The sequence below is a fragment of the Streptomyces sp. NBC_00162 genome (genome assembly GCF_024611995.1).
Taxonomy (GTDB): Bacteria; Actinomycetota; Actinomycetes; order Streptomycetales; family Streptomycetaceae; genus Streptomyces.
In genome coordinates, this window is record NZ_CP102509.1 from 1,190,808 (window position 1) to 1,208,079 (window position 17,272).

Below are 17,272 nucleotides of genomic sequence, written 5' to 3' on the forward strand. Positions count from 1 at the left end.
GGGCCCTACGGGGCGAGTACGTCCAGCTCTTCCAGGGCCCCCACGGCGATCTGCCGGGTCAGTGCCTCGGCACGCGCCGCGTCACCCTCCCGTACCGCCTCGGCCACCCGCACGTGCAGGGTGACGGCCGCCGGGTCGGGGTCGTGGAACATCACCGCGTGCTCGGTGCGGCCGGTCAGCACCTCGGCGACGACGTCGCCGAGGCGGGCGAACATCTCGTTGCCGGAGGCGTTCAGCACGACGCGGTGGAAGGCGATGTCGTGGCGCAGGTAGCCGTCGAGCTGGTGGCCGCGTGAGGTGCGGACCATGCCGAGGGCCGCTTCGGTCAGTTCGGCGCACTGCTCGGGAGTGGCCCGGGCCGCGGCGAGCCCGGCCGCGACCGGCTCGATCGCGGAACGCAGCACGGTGAGGGAGCGCAGCTGCCGGGGCCGGTCGGTGCCGGCCAGCCGCCAGCGGATGACGCGCGGGTCGTAGACGTTCCACTCCTCGGTGGGGCGCACCGTGACCCCGACCCGCCGGCGGGATTCGACCAGGCTCATCGACTCCAGCACCCGGACGACCTCGCGCACCACGGTGCGGGAGGCGTCGAAGCGCTCGGCGATCTCGTCCGTCCGCAGCACGCTGCCGGGCGGGAACTCCCCCGCCGTGATGGCGAGTCCGAGGGTGTCCAGTACGCGGGAGTGGAGCCCCTGTGCCGGTCCAGGACTGCCTTCGGTGGTCATGGCGTAAGCGTACGGTGACGCCCCGGCGAACAAAAAATGTGATGTTTCCCGGCTGCCCCTTGAATAAGTACTACTTAATGCGCTTCAGTGATGCCCGCACGGACCGATGTCGACGAGGACAGCGAGGTACGACGTGAGCTCCCAGCGCGTCATTGTGGTGATGGGCGTGGCCGGTACGGGCAAGACGACCGTGGGTCGGCTGCTCGCGGAGGCCCTGGCCCTTCCGTACGCGGAGGGGGACGCGTTCCACCCCGCGGCCAATGTCGCCAAGATGTCGGCCGGCACCCCGCTGGACGACGCCGACCGGTGGCCCTGGCTCGACGCCATCGGCGACTGGATCCGCGGCCGGGCCGAACTCGGCGGGACCGGGGGCGTGGTCGCGGCCTCGGCGCTCAAGCGTTCCTACCGCGACCGGCTGCGCACCGCGGCTCCCGAGGCGGTCTTCGTCCACCTGACCGGCGCGCGTGCACTGGTCGGGCAGCGGATGGCGGCCCGCACCGGTCACTTCATGCCCGCCGTCCTGCTGGATTCGCAGTTCGCCACCCTGGAGCCGCTCCAGGAGGACGAACCCGGCGTCGTCGTCGACGTGTCCGGATCCCCGGAAGACATCACCGAACGGGCGCTGGCCGCCCTGCGTCGGCTCCCCACACCCCAGAACTAACGAAGGAACGTCACCGTGACCGGTCTCAGTGTCGAGACACTGGCAGCGGCAGGCACCGGACCGATCACCTCGGCCGGGAACACCCAGCTGGGCATCGCCGTGCTCGCGGGCATCGCCGTCATCGTCCTGCTCATCACCCGCCTCAAGCTGCACGCCTTCCTGGCGCTGACGGTCGGTTCGCTCGCCCTCGGGGTGTTCGCGGGCGCGCCGATGGCCAAGACGATCACCAGCTTCACCGCCGGACTCGGCGCGACGGTCGCGGGCGTGGGCGTGCTCATCGCCCTCGGTGCGATCCTCGGCAAACTGCTCGCCGACTCGGGCGGCGCCGACGAGATCGTCGACACGATCCTGGCCAGGGCCAAGGGCCGGGCCATGCCGTGGGCCATGGTGCTGATCGCCTCGGTGATCGGGCTGCCGCTCTTCTTCGAGGTCGGCATCGTGCTGCTGATCCCGGTGGTGCTGCTGGTGGCCAAGCGGGGCAACTACTCGCTGATGCGGATCGGCATACCGGCGCTGGCCGGTCTGTCCGTGATGCACGGGCTCATACCCCCGCACCCCGGGCCCCTCGTCGCCATCGACGCGCTCCACGCGAACCTGGGCGTCACCCTCGCGCTCGGTGTGCTCGTGGCGATCCCGACCGTGATCATCTCCGGGCCGCTGTTCGCCCGGTACGCGGCGCGGTGGGTGGACATCCCGGCGCCGGAGCACATGATTCCGCAGCGCCCCTCGGCTGATCTGGAGCACCGCCCCCGGTTCGGGGCGACCGTCTTCACCGTGCTGCTGCCGGTGGCGCTGATGCTGATCAAGGCCCTGGTCGACATCGTGGTCAACGACCCGGCCAACCCGGTGCAGCGCCTCACGGACGTCGCGGGCTCCCCGCTGATCGCCCTGCTCGCGGCGGTGCTGGTGGGCATGTTCACCCTCGGCCGGGCAGCCGGCTTCACCAAGGCGCGGCTCTCCACGACGGTCGAGAAGTCGCTGGCTCCGATCGCCGGCATCCTGCTGATCGTCGGCGCGGGCGGCGGCTTCAAGCAGACCCTGATCGACGTGGGCGTCGGCCAGATGATCCTGAACCTGTCGGAGAACTGGGCCATCCCCACCCTCCTGCTGGCCTGGCTGATCGCCGTGGCCATCCGCCTCGCCACGGGTTCCGCGACGGTGGCGACGATCTCCGCGGCCGGCCTGGTGGCCCCGCTCGCCGCAGGCATGTCCACCACCGGGACCGCACTGCTGGTCCTGGCCATCGGGGCGGGCTCGCTGTTCTTCAGCCACGTCAACGACGCCGGATTCTGGCTGGTCAAGGAGTACTTCGGGATGACCGTCGGCCAGACCCTGAAGACCTGGTCGGTGATGGAGACCGTCATCTCGGTGGTCGGCCTGGGCTTCGTCCTGCTGCTCTCGCTGGTCCTGTAGCGCCCGACGGCCCCGGCGGCTCAGCCCGGCAGGCGCTCCTCGCCGAGCTGGGCCGCCGCCATGGTGAAGCCGTTCGCCGCGGTGGCGCAGCGGCCGGCGAGGGTCGCGACCTCGGCGCGCAGGGCGTCGTCCTGCGGGACCCGCCAGGCGGGTGCGGCCAACGTCGCACGCAGCCGCACCGTGTGGGAGCGGAGTGCGGCGGCGTGGCCGCGCAGACTGCCGGGCCGGTGCGGGTGCCGGTACGGATCCGGTCCCATCGGCGGGACCGCCCGCAGCCGTCGGTGCGCGGGGCGCGACGGCTCCGTCACGTTCCCGGCGTCCTCTGTGTCGCCGGCGTTGCCGGCGGGCAGACCGGGGCCGCGGTCGCAGAACGCCCGGAAGGCGGCGCCCAGTCCGAGGAGCGGCGCGGCGGGCACGGCCCGGCCGGTGGCCACCTGCCAGCCCGCGTGGTCGTTGAACGGGTTGGCGTCGGTCAGCGCGTGCCAGGCCAGGATGTCGGCGAAGGCCGGGGTCAGCAGCGAGAAGGCGTGCTCGGCGCCCCGTTCGCGCATGATGCGCCGGAACAGGCGGACGGCCTCGGCCTGTCGGCCTTCCGCGACGGCTCCGAGGACCGCCGCAGCGCCGGGATCCCGCAGGAGCTCGGGGCGACGGGCGTTCGCGACCCTGATCCGGGCTCTGAGCCCGCAGACGGCGACGCTGATCGCCAGGCTCTCGCGGCCCGTCAGCGTCCCCGCCAGCCGCCCGGCCCGCGCGATGCCCCGGCCGCGCGGCGCCCAGCCGAGGCCCGCCGGGTCGGTGAGGGTCCGCAGCAGGGTGCGCCAGCCGTGCCGGCGCAGCCCTCCCCGGGTGAGAGCGGTGGCGGGGAGGCGGGCGCCGAGGGCAAGCCGGGAGGCGTAGCCGGCGGCCTCACCGACCGCGTCGGCGGCCTCGGCGAGTTCGCGGCACAGGTCGTCGAGCAGGTCGACGTCCGTGGCGTTGAGCGCGGAGGTCACGGCGTCGGGCATGGGGTCCTCGCGTGGTCAGCGGCGGTGACATCGGCTTCACCGTACGTCGCTCCCGCGGACCCCGCGCTCCGAGCGCTACGGCAGGGCGAAGGCGGCGTCCCGGAAAGCCGTACGGAGGGTGGTGTGGCGGCCGGGCGGGAGGGTCGGGAGGAGCACCGCCCAGCGGCGGCGGCCCGGCGAGACCCACAGGGCCGGTCCGGTGGCTGCCGCCGGGGCGGGGCAGGCCCAGACGCCGTGCGGGGCCGGGTGCCAGAGCAGGCCGCGGGCGGGGGTCAGTTCACCGGTGCGGATGCGCAGGGACTCGGCCGTCCAGGCGGGGGTGATGCCCGTCGGGCCGTCCGTGTCCGCCGGGGCGAGCAGGTGGCTCAGGAAGCGGACGAGGTCGGCGAGGGGCGCGTGGAGGACGCCGTCGGCGTACCGGGTGCGGGTCATGCCAAGCGGGTGCCAGACCCGGGTCGCGGCGAGTTCGGCGAGGGAGCTGTCCGAGAGGTGCTCGGCGAGACGGGTGAGGGCCGCGGTCCCGTCGGCGTGGGTGAGCAGGTGGTGAGCGGTGGTGCCGACGGGGGTTCCGGCGGCGGCTTCCTCCCCGTAGGCGGCGAGCGGCGTGTGCAGCCGGAGCGCGCCCTCCTCGACGAGGCTGCCGAGGGCGGGCCAGAGGGCGAGGACGGCGGTGAGCCCGCCGACGTCGAAGACCGCGTCATCGGTGGCGTGCGAGGCGGCGTGGACGCCGTCGGGGCCGCCGACGGCCCAGACCGCCCCGGGGTCGGCGGAGCCCACGAGGGCCCGGATGTCGTCGGCCTGGTCGCTCAGGAGCGTCATGGTCGATCAGGCTAACGAGCCCGGCGCGGCTCCCCCGGCGCGTCGGCGCGGAGTCGGGACTCCCCCACCCGAATGCGCCGCGGAGGGCGGGGCGCCCTGGAGCGCCCCGCCCCCGCCGGTCGTGCGGTCAGCTCTGGTCGGGACGGTCCGTCACCCGAAGGCTGTTGAGCAGGGGCTTGCCGAATCCGGTGTGCGTGACGAAGCGGACGTTGAGCACCCCGTCCGTCACCTTGACCGTGTACGTACGGGTCAGGGCCTTGTACGTACCCGCCTCCAGGGAGATGTCCAGGGAGGGCAGGACCTGCTGGCCCTCGGCCAGGACGTCGAAGACGCGCTTGTTCGGCCGGGTGGAGGAGAGCTCGGCGAAGCCCAGCTCCACGGTGTAGGTCCCGTTCGGCACGTTGTCGAAGCGGTACTCGTACATGCCCTCACGGGCGTTGCGGAACAGCCGCTGGTCGTCGGTGCCGGCGATCGTGCGGCTGGTGGACTGGACCGAGCTGCTGCCCTGGTAGCCGTAGGAGCCCGCCGTGTACTTGCGGTCCGGGGACCAGCCGTCCCCGAGGGCGTCCTTGCCGGCCTGGTCGGAGCCCGCGTCCAGGGCGACCTGGTAGCGCGGGACGACGACCTTGACCGGGACGGTCAGGACCGGGGTCCGGCCGCTGGCTGACGTGATCTTCAGGTCCGCGGTCAGGACTGACCCCGGGGTCAGTCCCGTCGTGTCCACCGCGAGGGTGAGCGGGGTCTTGGCGCCCGTGGGAAGGTTCCCGGTCCCCGGGGTGGCCGTCAGCCAGGCCGCGTCCTCGGTCACCGTGAAGGCCGTACCGAGGCCCGGGTTGGTCAGGTCCAGGGTCCGGGTCCGCTGCTGGTTCGCCGGGAGGACCACCTCCACCGCGGGCTTGGACGCCGTCACCCGGCCGGTGCGCAGGGACTGCGTCACCGTCGTGACGTCGGCCGCCTTGACGTCGACGGTCGCCTGCCCGGACTCGTACTGGGGCGCGGACAGGGAGACGGCCCGCGAGCCGGACGGGCTCTGGACCACGTAGCCGCCGTCCGCCGCCGTGGTGGCCGACACCGCCGAGTCGCCCGTGCCGACGGTCACCGTTGCGCCGGCGACGCCGTTGCCGTCGTTGGCGTCGAGCACCCGGCCCGCCACCACACCGCTCTTGGTGGTGCGGAAGGCGATGGACAGGCCGTCCGTGATGACCGGCGTGTTGAAGGAGTACTTGAAGGCATCGGTGCCGGTGGCGTTCTCCACGCCCACGGTGGCCGTGGAGCCGCCCTTGATGCCGGTGCCGCCGGTCCCCTTGTAGGCGTAGGAGACGCTGCCGTCCTCGCCGATGGACGCCGAGAAGGAGAACTTGTCGGCCTGCGCCGACCAGTGGGACACCTCGCGCCACTCGATCACGTAGCTGCGGTGCGGGGCGGTGCCTGCGACGGCGGTGAAGACGCCGGATCCGGTACCCGCCGCGCCGACGACCAGGTCGTCCCAGAACGGGTAGAGGGCGGCGTTCGGGGTGGCCGTGCTCGGCAGGTCGCCGTTGATGTCGCCGGTGTTGTTGCCGCCGAAGCTGACGGTGCCGTTGGTCCCGATCCAGGCCTGGCCGTACGTCTTGCCGTACAGCGGCAGCGGGAAGGGGAGGTCGACGCGCTCGGTGGTGTTGTCGCCGGTCAGCGCGAGCTGCCGGCTGCCCGCGGCGTACGGGCGGTCGTTCGCGGTGGCGCAGGCGTGGCCGTAGCCGTCGGTGCGCTCGGGCAGGTTCACCGTGACGGTGGCGTCGCCCGCGACGGTGGCCTTGGCGGTGCCGCCGGTGACGCAGCGGGAGGGGTGGGTGGCCTGCACGTCGTAGGTGCCGTGCGGCAGGGTGACCTCGAAGCGGCCCTGCGCGTCGGTGGTCGCGGTCACCGGGGTGTCCGCGATGGTGACGGAGGCGCCCGCCGCGGGTCCGGAGGCGGCGGTGACCGTGCCGCTGAGCTTGCCGGAGGCTGCCTGGACGAGGGTGAAGTCGCCGGTGGCCGTGGCGTTCTCGGTGACCGCGGCCGTCGCCGACTGCGGTCCGTAGCCGAACTTGGCGGCGGTCAGGCTGTAGTCGCCCACCGACAGCGCGGCGAACCTGTACGTGCCGTCGGCCGCGGTGGTCGTCGTACGGTCGATCGGGCCGTCGGCGGTGACCTTGACACCCGCGACCGGCGCGCCGTCGGAGCGGACGGTGCCGGCGAGCGCGCCGATCGCGCCGCGCGGGGCGCCGTTCACGGCGGCGAGGGCGTCGAGCCTGCCCTCGCCGAAGACGTTGTTGTCGGCGGCGTTGCCGCCGCACTGGGCGCTGTCGGTGTCCTGGGCGGTGCCGTCGAGCAGCGCTTCGGTCTGCGCGATGTCGCCTTCGAGGGCGGGCGCGGCGGACCAGAGCAGGGCCACGGTGGCTGCGGTGTGCGGCGAGGCCATGGAGGTACCGGAGAAGGCCTCGTACCCGCCGCCGGGGACGGAGGAGCGCACGTTCACGCCCGGGGCGGCGATGTTCGGCTTGATGACGCCGCCGGGGCCCGCGCCGCGCGAGGAGAACGAGGCGATCGCGTTGTTGATGTCGAAGGCCCCGGAGCTGTAGGAGCTCGCGTAGTCGCCGGGCGATCCACTGGTGGCGCAGCTGGGCCCGGAGTTGCCGTTGGAGAACGCCGGGAAGATGCCCGCGGCGCGCCAGGTGTCGACGATCTGCTGGTACCAGTCGTCGTGCGCGGCGCTGCCCCAGGAGTTGTTCACGATGTGCGGGGCGAGGTCCGGGCGGGGGTTCTGGCCGCTCGGGTCGGTCGGGGCGACGATCCACTGGCCGGAGGCGAGCAGGGAGGCCTCGGAGCAGGAGTTCGTCTCGCAGCCCTTGGCGGCGATCCACTTGGCGCCCGGGGCGACACCGATCTTGTTGGCGCCGCCGTCGTCGCCGACCATCGTGCCCATCGTGTGGGTGCCGTGGTCGTTGTTGTCGCAGGGCGCCGCGGCGGCGCAGACCCCCGCCGGGTCGAACCAGTTGTAGGCGTGGGTGTAGGTGCCGTCCGCGTTCTTGCCGCGGTACTGGTTGTTGACGGCCGGGTGGGTGTAGTCCACCCCGCTGTCTATGTTGGCGACGACGATGCCCTCGCCGCGCACTCCGGCCTGTTCCCAGACCTGGGGGGCCTTGATGCGGTCGATGTTCCACTCGACGGCGTCGGCCGCGGCCTGCTCCCGCTTGCCCTCGGCGGGTTTGGGCAGGTCGACCTTGTCGTCGGCGTCGATCCGGGACACCTCGGGGCGCTGCGCGAGGGTGCCGGCGAGCTTTTCGCTGCCGACGACGCGGACGGCGTTCACGATCCAGTACGAGGTGTACTCGGCCTTGGCGCCCTCGAGGGCCTTGACCACCTCGGCCTGGCTGCGCGCGGCGTGCTCCTTCTTGGTACGGAGCACGGTCTCGGCCTTGGCGGCGCGGGTCTGCTGCTTCGCCGCGGCGCCGAGGTCGGCGGCGCTGTCGAGGTAGACCCAGAAGACGGCCTTGTCGGAGCCGTCGAGCTGGGCGCGGAGCTTGGGCTCGATCTTGCGTTCGGCCGCGCCGGGCGCGGGGCCCGGGTCCGGGGCGGCCGCGGCGACGCCCGCGCCGAGGGGTAGGAGCAGGACCGAGGTGAGAGCGGCGAGCGCCGCGCGTAAGGATCGCCTGTTGCGTTGGGCCACGTGTTGTCTCCTCGTACGCCGTGTGCAGGTTGTGCGGGAAGAGGGTGCGTGATGTGCGTGATGTGCGCGGGTCATGGTGATTGAACGGCATGTCCATTACAAGAGGGCCTATTGAGCCGGGCTCCGCACCCGGCGCCCGCCCGACGCCCGCCCGACGCCCGCCCGACGCCCGCCCGGTGGCCCCCGGCGAGCGAGCGGGCCAGCCTTGAGTCATGACCGCCCCCGACCAGCCGGCCCGGCCCGCTGTCCCGATCGCGTCCGCACGGGGTCGCTGGATCCTGCTCACCACCGTGCTCGGGTCGAGCATGGCCCTGCTGGACTCGACGGTGGTCAATGTCGCCCTCCCGCGCATCGGAGAGGATCTCGACGCCGATCTCGCCGTCCTGCAGTGGACGGTCAACTCCTATCTGCTGACCCTGGCCGGGCTGATCCTGGTCGGCGGGGCGCTCGGCGACCGCTTCGGGCGCCGGCGGGTCTTCGTGCTCGGCGTGGTGTGGTTCGCGCTGGGTTCGCTGCTGTGCGGCCTCGCGCCGAACGCCGGGGTACTGGTGGCCGCCCGGGCCCTCCAGGGCATCGGCGGGGCGCTGCTCACACCCGGTTCGCTCGCCCTGATCCAGGGCTCGATCCGGCCGGAGGACCGGGGCCGGGCGGTGGGCCTGTGGTCGGGGCTGGGCGGGGTGGGGGCGGCCGTGGGGCCGTTCCTCGGCGGCTGGCTGGTGGACGGGCCCGGCTGGCGCTGGGTGTTCCTGCTGAACGTGCCGCTGGCCGCGCTGTGCGTCCCGGTGGCGCTGCGGCACGTACCGGAATCGCGCGATCCGCAGGCGCACGGGCGGTTCGACGTGGCCGGTGCGGTGCTGGGCGCGGCGGCCCTCGCGCTGATCACCTACGCGCTGATCGAAGCGCGTTCCGGATCTCCGCTGGTCATCGCCGCGGCGGTGGGCGGCGTCGTGCTGGCCGCCGTGTTCGTGTGGGTGGAGCACCGGCGCGCCGACCCGATGGTGCCGCCGGAGATCTTCGCCTCGCGGCAGTTCACCGCCGTCAATCTGGTCACCCTGTGCGTGTACGCGGCCTTCAGCGGGTTCTTCTTCCTCGTCGTGCTCCAGCTCCAGGTGGTGTCCGGGTACTCCGCGCTGGCCGCCGGGGCCGCATTGCTGCCCACGACCCTGCTGATGCTGCTGCTGTCGGCCCGCTCCGGGGAGTTCGCGGAACGGATCGGGCCGCGCATCCCGCTCACCGTGGGGCCGCTGCTGTGCGCGGCCGGGACGCTGCTGATGCTGCGGGTGGGGCCGGACGCCTCGTACCCGGCGGACGTGCTGCCCGCGATGGTGGTGATGGGCATGGGGATGGTGACCCTGGTGGCCCCGCTGACGGCGACCGTGCTGGCCTCCGTGGACCCGGGCCGGGCGGGGCTGGCGAGCGGCATCAACAACGCCGCGGCCCGGGTGGCCGGGCTGCTCGCGGTGGCGGCGCTGCCGCTGCTGGCCGGGATGGGACCGGAGGCGTACCGCTCGGCGGAGCAGTTCGACGCGGCCTTCGGGCGGGCCATGCCCTGGTGCGCGGGGGCGCTGGTGCTCGGGGCGGCGGTGGCCTGGACGACCGTTCGGACCCCCGCTCCGGGCGCGCCGCACCCGCAGTGCCGGACCCAGTGCGCGATGAGCGCCCCGCTGCCGGAACCTCCGCGAGAGGACAGCGCATCTTGACTGAAAATTCAGTCAATGCCACAGTGCCGTCACCTCTCATCCACGCTCCTTCGGAGGTTCGTATGAACCCAAGCCGTAGAACCGTGCTGCGATCGGCAGGCGCCGGCGCCGCCGGACTGGCCCTCGGGACCCTCGCACCACCACCCGCGCAGGCCGCCACCGGCCGGATGACCGTTCCGCTCGACGACGTGCGGCACGTACGCACCTGGATGGCCTGGCCCTCCAGCCGCGCGATCTGGGGCCGCGACCTCGCCGGGGTGCAGCAGGACATCGCCCTGATCGCGCGCACCGTCGCCCGCTACGAGCCGGTGCTGATGTGCGCGGCCGACGAGAGCTCGGCGGCCACCGCCCGGGCCCGCTGCGGCTCCACCGCCACCGTCATCTCCTCGATCCCGGTCGACGACCTCTGGATGCGGGACACCGGCGCCGTCTTCCGCCGCGACGGCGCCGGGGCGGTGGACGCCATCGGCCTGAACTTCAACGGCTGGGGCGGCAAGCAGACCCACCGCAAGGACGCAAAGGTGGCCCAGCTGCTCGCCGCACACGAGTCGCTGCCCTTCACCGTCGCCGCATTCGTGGGCGAGGGCGGCGCGGTGGAGACCGACGGCGACGGGACGCTGATGGCCACCGAGAGCAGCCTGGTCAACAAGAACCGCAATCCCGGGCTGAACCGGGCCCAGGTCGAGGCCAAGGTGCTCGCCGCCTACGGCGCGGACAAGATGATCTGGGCGCCCGGGATCAAGGGGCAGGACATCACGGACGACCACATCGACGTCACCTCCCGGTTCGTGCGTCCCGGCGTGGTGATGGTCCAGGTGCCGCCCGCGGACCGCACCGACATCTGGGCGCGGGACGCCCGCGAACAACTCGCGATCCTCTCCGCGGCCACCGACGCCAAGGGCCGCCGGCTACAGGTCATCCGGGTGGACGGCCCGCGGACCCTGCGCTCCGACAACCCCGACTTCGTGGACTCGTACCTGAACTTCCACCTCGCCAACGGCGCGGTGATCACCTCCCAGTTCGGGGACGAGGCCAGGGACGCGGGGGCCCGGCGAGGCCCTGGCCGCGGCCTTCCCCGGCCGCACCGTCGTCCAGCTCGACGTGGACCGCCTGATGGGCGGCGGCGGGGGCATCCACTGCTCGACCATGCAGCAGCCGGCCGCCCCGTGACATGACGGCCCCGCGGCCGTTCCCCAACCGGGCGCGGCCGCGGGTACGGCACCCCGAGGCCGATTCTGTGACACGACTGGCTTGAAGTTACGAAGTTACCTCGAGGTATCTAGTGACTTCACACGCACGTAGCAGTAGAACTCGTTCTCATTAAGCCGAGAGTGAGGAACGTCACATGAGTGACAATGGCGTGCCCAGAAACGGTTACAGCGGATTCTCCCGTCGCGGATTCCTTGCGAGAACAGGTTCTATTTTGGGGGCCGTGGCCCTCTCCGCACAAGTCACCTCCGCTCACGCGGCGCAGGCCACCACCACCACCGCCATCGACGACGGGGCCCGCGTCCCGGTCCTGGTGATCGGTACCGGATACGGCGGATCCGTCGCCGCCCTGCGCCTGGCCCAGGCCGGCATCGACGTCCACATGGTCGAGATGGGCATGGCCTGGGACACCCCCGGCAGCGACGGCAAGATCTTCGCCCACACCACCAATCCCGACTACCGCTCCTACTGGCTGCGCACCAAGACCAAGGCGCCGCTCAGCAACTTCCTCGGATTCCCGATCGACAAGGCCGTGCCCAAGTACACGGGCATCCTCGACGCCGAGGAAATGGGCGGCATCATCGTCTACCAGGGCCGCGGAGTCGGCGGCGGCTCGCTCGTCAACGGCGGCATGGCCGTCACCCCCAAGCGGGCGAACTTCAGCGCCGTCCTGCCGTCCGTGAACGCCGACGAGATGTACGACACCTACTACCCCCGCGCCAACGCCGGGCTCGGGGTGGGCCTCATCGACCCGGCCTGGTTCGACACCGTCGCCTGCTACCAGTACGCCCGCGTCGGACGCAAGCACGCCCAGCGCTCCGGTTTCCCCTTCGTCTTCGTCCCCGACGTATACGACTGGGACTACATGAAGCAGGAGGCGGCCGGCACCGTCCCCAAGTCCGCGGTGGACGGCGAGATCCTCTACGGCAACAACCACGGCAAGAAGTCGCTCCAGCAGACCTACATCGCGGCCGCCAAGGCCACCGGCAAGGTCTCCATCTCCCCTGCACCAGGTCACCTCGGTCGCCCCGGCCTCGGGCGGCGGCTACACCGTCACCATCAACCAGCTGACCACCGACGGCACCGTCTCGGCCACCAAGACCGTGACCTCCGACCGGGTGTTCTTCGCCGCCGGCAGCGTCGGCACCAGCAAGCTGCTCGTCAAGCTGAAGGCCACCGGCGCGCTGCCCGCCCTGAACGACGAGATCGGCAAGGGCTGGGGCGACAACGGCAACGTCATGTGCGGCCGCGCCAACCACATGTGGGACGCGACCGGCAAGGTGCAGGCCGCCATCCCCTGCGGCGGCATCGACAACTGGGACGCGGGCGGCGCGTTCGCCGAGGTGGCGCCGCTCCCGACGGGGATCGAGACGTACGCGTCCTTCTACCTCTCCATCACCAAGAACCCCCACCGCGCCCAGTTCTCCTGGAACGCGGCTGCGGGCAAAGTCGAACTCAACTGGCAGACGGCCTGGAAGCAGCCGTCCATCGACATGGCCAAGACCATCTTCGACAAGATCAACTCGAAGGAGGGGACGATCTACCGGACCGATCTCTTCGGCACCAACAAGATCTGGGGCGACCACCTCACCTACCACCCGCTCGGCGGCGCGGTGCTGAACAAGGCCACCGACAACTACGGTCGCCTGCACGGCTACACCGGCCTGTACGTGATCGACGGCGCGCTGATCCCCGGCAACACCAGCGTCAACCCGTTCGTCACCATCACGGCACTCGCCGAACGGAACATCGAGAAGATCATCGCCACCGACCTGTAGCCAGGTCGGCACGCACGACAGCCGGGGCCGATCGGATGCACCGAGCGGCCCCGGACCCATGTCAGTGACCCGGCAGCATGCAGACGCTGTCGAGGCCGAGCACGTGGTTGAGCCGGCCGAACGCCAGCCAGGACCCGATGCTCATCGTCAGCTCCACGATCTCGAGCTGGCTGTAGTCCGCGGTCATCCGGTCCCAGAACTCGTCGTCGAGTCCGTGGTGGTCGAGGGTGTACCGCTCTGCGTACTCCGCCGCCAGCCGGGTGCGCTCGTCGAAGCGGTCCGTGGTGCGCCACTCGGTGACGGCGTCGGAGAACTCCTCCTCGACCTTCTCGCCCTCCCGCTCGGTACGCCAGTCCAGGCAGAAGACGCAGCCGTTGATCTGCGCGACCCGCAGCCGGGCGGCCTCGAACTCGCGCAGCCCCAGGGTGGTGTGGGCGTACACGGACAGGGAGAAGTTGGCGGCGGCCATGCCGATGCCGGGGACCAGGTCGCCCCACACGTACTCGATCGGGTGCTGGCCTTCGGGTACGTCGATCCTCATGACTGCTTCCTTCCGAGTTTGCCGATGGCGGGGCGCAGCGGGACGTCGAGGGCGTCGTAGAGCCCGGGTTCCGCCTCGGTGAGCCAGTCGATGGCGCTCACCAGGCGCCCCACGGCGGTGGCGTTGCCGCCCGCCGAGCGGTTCTCGCCCTCGTCGGTGGCCTCGATGGTGACCTCGATGCGCGGGCGGCCCTCGATGACGACCCGGTGGGCGCCGTCGCCGCCGTCGGGCGGGGTGGGCCAGTCCGGGGCGCACGAGGCGTGGATGCGGGTGACGTGCTCGATGACGATGCGGGGTTCCCCCTCGACGATGCCCTGCACCTCGAAGCGGATCGCTCCCTGGGTGCCGGCCTCGAACGCGCCCATCGTCCTGGTGGTCACGGTGGTGTCGAGGGCGCGCCGGTCCACCGTCTCGCGGATCTCGTCCAGTTCCACCCCGAGGGCCCGGGCCATCATGCGTATCTGCCCTCCCCACACCATGGTCGGGATCGAGGGCATGAGCATCATCGGCTCGTAGTCCATGGGCTGGCCCATGCCGACGAGGTAGCGGACGGAGTCCGGCTGGTCGTAGGTGGAGTAGTCGAAGATCTCCTGACAGCGGATCACGTCGATGCGGGTGCCGAGTCCGCTGAGCAGGAGAGGCAGGACGTCGTTGCCCCAGCCGGGGTCGACGCCGGAGGCGAAGAACGAGCCGCCGCCCTCCGCGATGGCGGCCAGCACCGGATCGCGGAACTCCGGCGGTGCGCTGCGGTGGTCGTAGAGCGGGTACAGCGCGGGGCTGACGACCACCGCGCCGGAGCGGATCGCCCGGGTGATGTCGGCGAGGGCGTCGTCGGGCCGGACGTCCCCGGACGCGGCGTACACCACGGCCTGGGGGCGGGCGGCCAGTACGGCTTCGACGTCGTCGGTGGCCTCGACCCCCAACAGGTGGTCGAGTTCGCCGAGTTCACCCGCGTCGCGGCCGACCTTGGCTGGATTGTGGACGATGACTGCGGAGAGTTTCAGCGCTGGATGGGCCTCGACGGCTCGGATGGCCAAACGGCCGACGTTGCCGGTACCCCAGACAACCGTGGAAATCATGCGCGGAGGGTAGCCACAGGACCTGGACGTTTCCATAGTCGTGCGGCCGCAGTCCTGCGGCCCGGGGCCTCGCGCCCGTCGGTGTCACTGGTTCTCGGCGCCCAGGACGAAGAGGAGGTAGACGAAGAAGGCGAAGAGGTGGCCCACGAACAAGTAGGCGATCAGCCGGATCACCAGACCGCGGGGGAACTTGCTCTCGAGGCGCGTCCGCACGGAGACGGGCTTCTCTGCCTGTGACATGGGTACGGCTCCTCGGCTATCGGTGGTGTGTGGTGGTGGCGCCGCCCAGGCACAGCCCGGCGACGCTGCTCTGCAGCAGGGTGTGGACGAACAGCAGGTCCGCTCCCCCGGGGTCGGCCCCCGTGATCCGGTGCGGGGTCAGCGAGTCGAAGTGGGCGCTGTCCCCGGGATCCAGGAGGTACTCGGCCTCCCCCAGGTGCAGCCGCAGCCGGCCGCCCAGCACGTACAGCCACTCCTCCCCGGGATGGACGCGGACCAGCTCGCCCGGGCCGCGGCCCTGGGGTACGTGCACGCGCAGGGCCTGCATCCCGCGCCCGGAACCGCCCGCCTGCCAGTACGTCCATCCGTCGGCCTCGCGGGCACCCGGACCGCCTGCCCGTACGATGGGATCGGCGACGGCCGGGGTCTCGCCGAGCAGCTCGGAGACGGTCGTACCGTAGGTCCGGGCGAGTGCGAGCAGCAGCGGCAGCGAGGGCTGGCGCCGGCCGGTCTCCAGGCGGGACAGGTGGGCGGGCGAGAGTCTGGCCCGCGCGGCGGCGGCTTCCAGGGTGAGTCCGGCGCGGCGGCGCAGGTCGCGCAGTTGCGGGGCCACGGCCGGCAGCTCGTCGCCCCCTTCCTCGGGGGCAGGACCGGGGTTCATGCCTCGATTGAGCCAGAGACTTGCCTCCCTGGCAATCCGTCTTGCCTCTGAGGCAAAACTGCCACGGCCCGCTGAAGAAGAATCACCCGCCGCTGCCGCCTTCGAGCACCGTCTCCACCGTGTCCGCCTGGTCCGCGCTCTTGTCCGGACGGTGTCTGAGCACCCGCGCGAAGCGCAGCGCGACCCCGGCCGGGTAGCGGGAGGAGCGCTGCAGGCCGTCGTAGGCGATCTCCACCACCAGTTCGGGCCGCACCCGCACGGTGAAGCCGTCGTCCGAGGTGGCGAGCGCGCCCAGCGCCCGCGTCTGCCAGCGCAGCATCTCGTCGGTGAGCCCCTTGAAGGTCTTGCCGAGCATGGCGTACGTCCCGTCGGCGGCGCGCGCCCCGAGGTGCAGGTTGGACAGCAGCCCGGTGCGCCGCCCGTGGCCCCATTCGGCGGCGAGAACGACCACGTCCAGGGTGTGCACCGGCTTCACCTTGAGCCAGTTCTTGCCGCGCCGGCCCGCCGCGTAGGCGGAGTCGAGGCTCTTGGCCATCACTCCCTCGTGGCCGCGGCGCAGGGTCTCGGCCCAGAACTCCTCCGCCTCCGCCGCCTGTGCCTGCGGGTCCTCGACCACGAGACGGCGGACCCGGGCCCTTTCCGGAACGAGCGCGGCGAGGGTCTCGTACCGCTCGCGGACCGGGAGGTCGAGCAGGACGTCCTGTCCGGCGGCCAGCACGTCGAAGAAGTACGGGGCCACGGGGAGCGTCCGCCGGGCGGCCTCGACGTCGACTCGGGAGCCGACCCGGCTCGCGATCTCCTGGAAGGGGACCGGGCGGCCGTCCGCGGCCCGGCCGATGACCTCTCCGTCGAGGATGAACCGCTCCCCCGGCAGCGACCGGGCCAGCTCGGCCACCTCCGGCAGCCGGTCCGTGATCTCGTCCAGGGAGCGCGTGTACACCCGTACCTCGTCGCCCTCCCGGTGGACCTGGACCCGGATCCCGTCGAGCTTCTCCTCCACCGCGCAGGGCCCCAGCGCGGCCAGGGCCTCGGCGACCGACTTCGCGGTGCTCGCCAGCATGGGCTGTACGGGCTGCCCGACACGCAGGGTGAAGCCGCCGAGCGCAGGTGCGCCCCCGGCCAGGACGGCCGCCGCGACCCGGGGCAGCGAGCCGTCCAGCATCACCGCCCGGCGCAGGTCGGCGGCCGGTACTCCGGCGGCCGCGGCCACGCCCTCCAGGGCCACCGCGTCGAGTGCGCCCTGGCGCACCTCCCCGGACAACAGGCTGCGCAGGAACCGCTGCTCGGTCCCGGTGGCCGCGCCCAGCAGGCCGTCCAGGATCCGGCGGCGCCCGGCCTGCGATCCCGCGCCCGCGACGGCCGCCAGCTCGGTCACCGCGGCGTCCACGGCCCGGACGGTCAGGGTCGGCTCCGGCGCGGGTTCCACTTCCTGTCCGAGGGCGCGCCAGCCGATGCCCGGCCGACCCTGCGGGAGGCGTCCGGCGAGGTACGAGATCACCAACGCGGCCTCCTCCGGGGGCGCGGCCGCGAACAGTTCCGCGAGCAGGGCGGTCTTCCGGGACCGGGCGGAGGTGTCGGCGACCTCCCGGGACACGCGCGCGACCTCGGCCAGCAGCATGCGGCCATCCTCCCGCCGGGCGGCGCGCCCCGCAGGTCGGGATCCGGCCGCCCCGCATACCGCAGGCGCGGTACACGGGGCCGCCGGTGTACTCCTGCGGAAGGGCGGGACATCCCCCTGGGGACGCTCGGGCGCGAAGCACCTGGCGCTTAGGGTTCCC

14 protein-coding genes and 2 pseudogenes are annotated in these 17,272 nt (G+C 72.3%); 6 read left to right on the forward strand and 10 right to left on the reverse strand.

Features of this window, described 5'->3' with window-relative positions:
* Positions 1 to 5 precede the first annotated feature (5 nt).
* The gene (locus tag JIW86_RS06265) at positions 6 to 722 is read right to left on the reverse strand and encodes a FadR/GntR family transcriptional regulator (RefSeq protein ID WP_257552874.1); all 717 of its coding nucleotides are present in this window, start codon (positions 720 to 722) and stop codon (positions 6 to 8) included.
* A gap of 106 nt (positions 723 to 828) precedes the next feature.
* On the opposite strand from JIW86_RS06265, the gene JIW86_RS06270 reads away from it, so the two are divergent.
* Entirely contained in the window at positions 829 to 1,383 is a 555-nt protein-coding gene (locus tag JIW86_RS06270; RefSeq protein WP_416237528.1) for a gluconokinase, read from the forward strand.
* Between the two features lie 15 nt (positions 1,384 to 1,398).
* Positions 1,399 to 2,796, forward strand: coding sequence for a GntP family permease (locus tag JIW86_RS06275; protein ID WP_257552876.1), 1,398 nt, complete (start codon positions 1,399 to 1,401; stop codon positions 2,794 to 2,796).
* A 20-nt stretch (positions 2,797 to 2,816) separates the two neighbouring features.
* Here the strand turns inward: JIW86_RS06275 and JIW86_RS06280 are convergent, their stop codons facing one another.
* The 3 genes from JIW86_RS06280 to JIW86_RS06290 all read right to left on the reverse strand — a co-directional run bounded on the left by JIW86_RS06280 (position 2,817) and on the right by JIW86_RS06290 (position 8,307).
* Positions 2,817 to 3,800: a hypothetical protein gene (locus tag JIW86_RS06280; RefSeq protein WP_257552877.1), complete on the reverse strand. Its 984-nt coding sequence runs from the start codon at positions 3,798 to 3,800 to the stop codon at positions 2,817 to 2,819.
* A gap of 75 nt (positions 3,801 to 3,875) precedes the next feature.
* Complete coding sequence (locus JIW86_RS06285; protein WP_257552878.1) at positions 3,876 to 4,619, reverse strand: beta-lactamase family protein; 744 nt, start codon at positions 4,617 to 4,619, stop codon at positions 3,876 to 3,878.
* A gap of 127 nt (positions 4,620 to 4,746) precedes the next feature.
* The gene (locus JIW86_RS06290; protein WP_257552879.1) at positions 4,747 to 8,307 is read right to left on the reverse strand and encodes a S8 family serine peptidase; all 3,561 of its coding nucleotides are present in this window, start codon (positions 8,305 to 8,307) and stop codon (positions 4,747 to 4,749) included.
* 212 nt (positions 8,308 to 8,519) lie between these two features.
* Between JIW86_RS06290 and JIW86_RS06295 the strand changes: the two genes are divergently transcribed.
* The 3 genes and pseudogenes from JIW86_RS06295 to JIW86_RS41600 all read left to right on the forward strand — a co-directional run bounded on the left by JIW86_RS06295 (position 8,520) and on the right by JIW86_RS41600 (position 11,177).
* Complete coding sequence (locus tag JIW86_RS06295) at positions 8,520 to 10,007, forward strand: MFS transporter (RefSeq protein WP_257552880.1); 1,488 nt, start codon at positions 8,520 to 8,522, stop codon at positions 10,005 to 10,007.
* A 209-nt stretch (positions 10,008 to 10,216) separates the two neighbouring features.
* Positions 10,217 to 10,999: pseudogene (locus tag JIW86_RS06300) on the forward strand (agmatine deiminase family protein); the annotation flags it as partial.
* Between the two features lie 109 nt (positions 11,000 to 11,108).
* Positions 11,109 to 11,177: a hypothetical protein gene (locus JIW86_RS41600; RefSeq protein ID WP_322975604.1), complete on the forward strand. Its 69-nt coding sequence runs from the start codon at positions 11,109 to 11,111 to the stop codon at positions 11,175 to 11,177.
* Between the two features lie 291 nt (positions 11,178 to 11,468).
* On the opposite strand, the gene JIW86_RS06305 is transcribed toward JIW86_RS41600, so the two are convergent.
* Entirely contained in the window at positions 11,469 to 11,615 is a 147-nt protein-coding gene (locus JIW86_RS06305; RefSeq protein WP_257559641.1) for a hypothetical protein, read from the reverse strand.
* On the opposite strand from JIW86_RS06305, the pseudogene JIW86_RS06310 reads away from it, so the two are divergent.
* A pseudogene (locus JIW86_RS06310) lies at positions 11,572 to 12,994 on the forward strand (GMC oxidoreductase). The gene JIW86_RS06305 and the pseudogene JIW86_RS06310 sit on opposite strands and share 44 nt — an antisense overlap.
* Positions 12,995 to 13,055: 61 nt before the next feature.
* Here JIW86_RS06310 and JIW86_RS06315 read toward each other — a convergent pair.
* From JIW86_RS06315 to JIW86_RS06335, 5 genes are all read right to left on the reverse strand, one after another.
* Positions 13,056 to 13,535, reverse strand: a complete 480-nt coding sequence (locus JIW86_RS06315; protein ID WP_257552881.1) for a carboxymuconolactone decarboxylase family protein — start codon at positions 13,533 to 13,535, stop codon at positions 13,056 to 13,058.
* On the reverse strand, positions 13,532 to 14,614 hold the full coding sequence (locus JIW86_RS06320; RefSeq protein WP_257552882.1) for a dihydrodipicolinate reductase: 1,083 nt from the start codon (positions 14,612 to 14,614) through the stop codon (positions 13,532 to 13,534). The genes JIW86_RS06315 and JIW86_RS06320 overlap by 4 nt, the downstream gene beginning before the upstream one ends.
* A gap of 84 nt (positions 14,615 to 14,698) precedes the next feature.
* Positions 14,699 to 14,854, reverse strand: coding sequence for a DUF6126 family protein (locus JIW86_RS06325; RefSeq protein WP_257552883.1), 156 nt, complete (start codon positions 14,852 to 14,854; stop codon positions 14,699 to 14,701).
* A gap of 16 nt (positions 14,855 to 14,870) precedes the next feature.
* Positions 14,871 to 15,494, reverse strand: coding sequence for a helix-turn-helix domain-containing protein (locus JIW86_RS06330; protein WP_215144143.1), 624 nt, complete (start codon positions 15,492 to 15,494; stop codon positions 14,871 to 14,873).
* 82 nt (positions 15,495 to 15,576) lie between these two features.
* Positions 15,577 to 17,112, reverse strand: a complete 1,536-nt coding sequence (locus tag JIW86_RS06335) for an ATP-dependent DNA ligase (protein WP_257552884.1) — start codon at positions 17,110 to 17,112, stop codon at positions 15,577 to 15,579.
* Positions 17,113 to 17,272: the final 160 nt, after the last annotated feature.

What these genes read in the sequence shown, in the direction of transcription:
- JIW86_RS06325 (WP_257552883.1), bottom strand. Translation starts at nt 14,854, where the DNA reads ATGTCACAGGCAGAGAAGCCCGTCTCCGTGCGGACGCGCCTCGAGAGC.
- JIW86_RS06285 (WP_257552878.1), bottom strand. Translation starts at nt 4,619, where the DNA reads ATGACGCTCCTGAGCGACCAGGCCGACGACATCCGGGCCCTCGTGGGC.
- JIW86_RS06265 (WP_257552874.1), bottom strand. Translation starts at nt 722, where the DNA reads ATGACCACCGAAGGCAGTCCTGGACCGGCACAGGGGCTCCACTCCCGC.
- JIW86_RS06295 (WP_257552880.1), top strand. Translation starts at nt 8,520, where the DNA reads ATGACCGCCCCCGACCAGCCGGCCCGGCCCGCTGTCCCGATCGCGTCC.
- JIW86_RS06330 (WP_215144143.1), bottom strand. Translation starts at nt 15,494, where the DNA reads ATGAACCCCGGTCCTGCCCCCGAGGAAGGGGGCGACGAGCTGCCGGCC.
- JIW86_RS06270 (WP_416237528.1), top strand. Translation starts at nt 829, where the DNA reads ATGTCGACGAGGACAGCGAGGTACGACGTGAGCTCCCAGCGCGTCATT.
- JIW86_RS06315 (WP_257552881.1), bottom strand. Translation starts at nt 13,535, where the DNA reads ATGAGGATCGACGTACCCGAAGGCCAGCACCCGATCGAGTACGTGTGG.
- JIW86_RS06305 (WP_257559641.1), bottom strand. Translation starts at nt 11,615, where the DNA reads ATGCCCATCTCGACCATGTGGACGTCGATGCCGGCCTGGGCCAGGCGC.
- JIW86_RS06280 (WP_257552877.1), bottom strand. Translation starts at nt 3,800, where the DNA reads ATGCCCGACGCCGTGACCTCCGCGCTCAACGCCACGGACGTCGACCTG.
- JIW86_RS06335 (WP_257552884.1), bottom strand. Translation starts at nt 17,112, where the DNA reads ATGCTGCTGGCCGAGGTCGCGCGCGTGTCCCGGGAGGTCGCCGACACC.
- JIW86_RS06320 (WP_257552882.1), bottom strand. Translation starts at nt 14,614, where the DNA reads ATGATTTCCACGGTTGTCTGGGGTACCGGCAACGTCGGCCGTTTGGCC.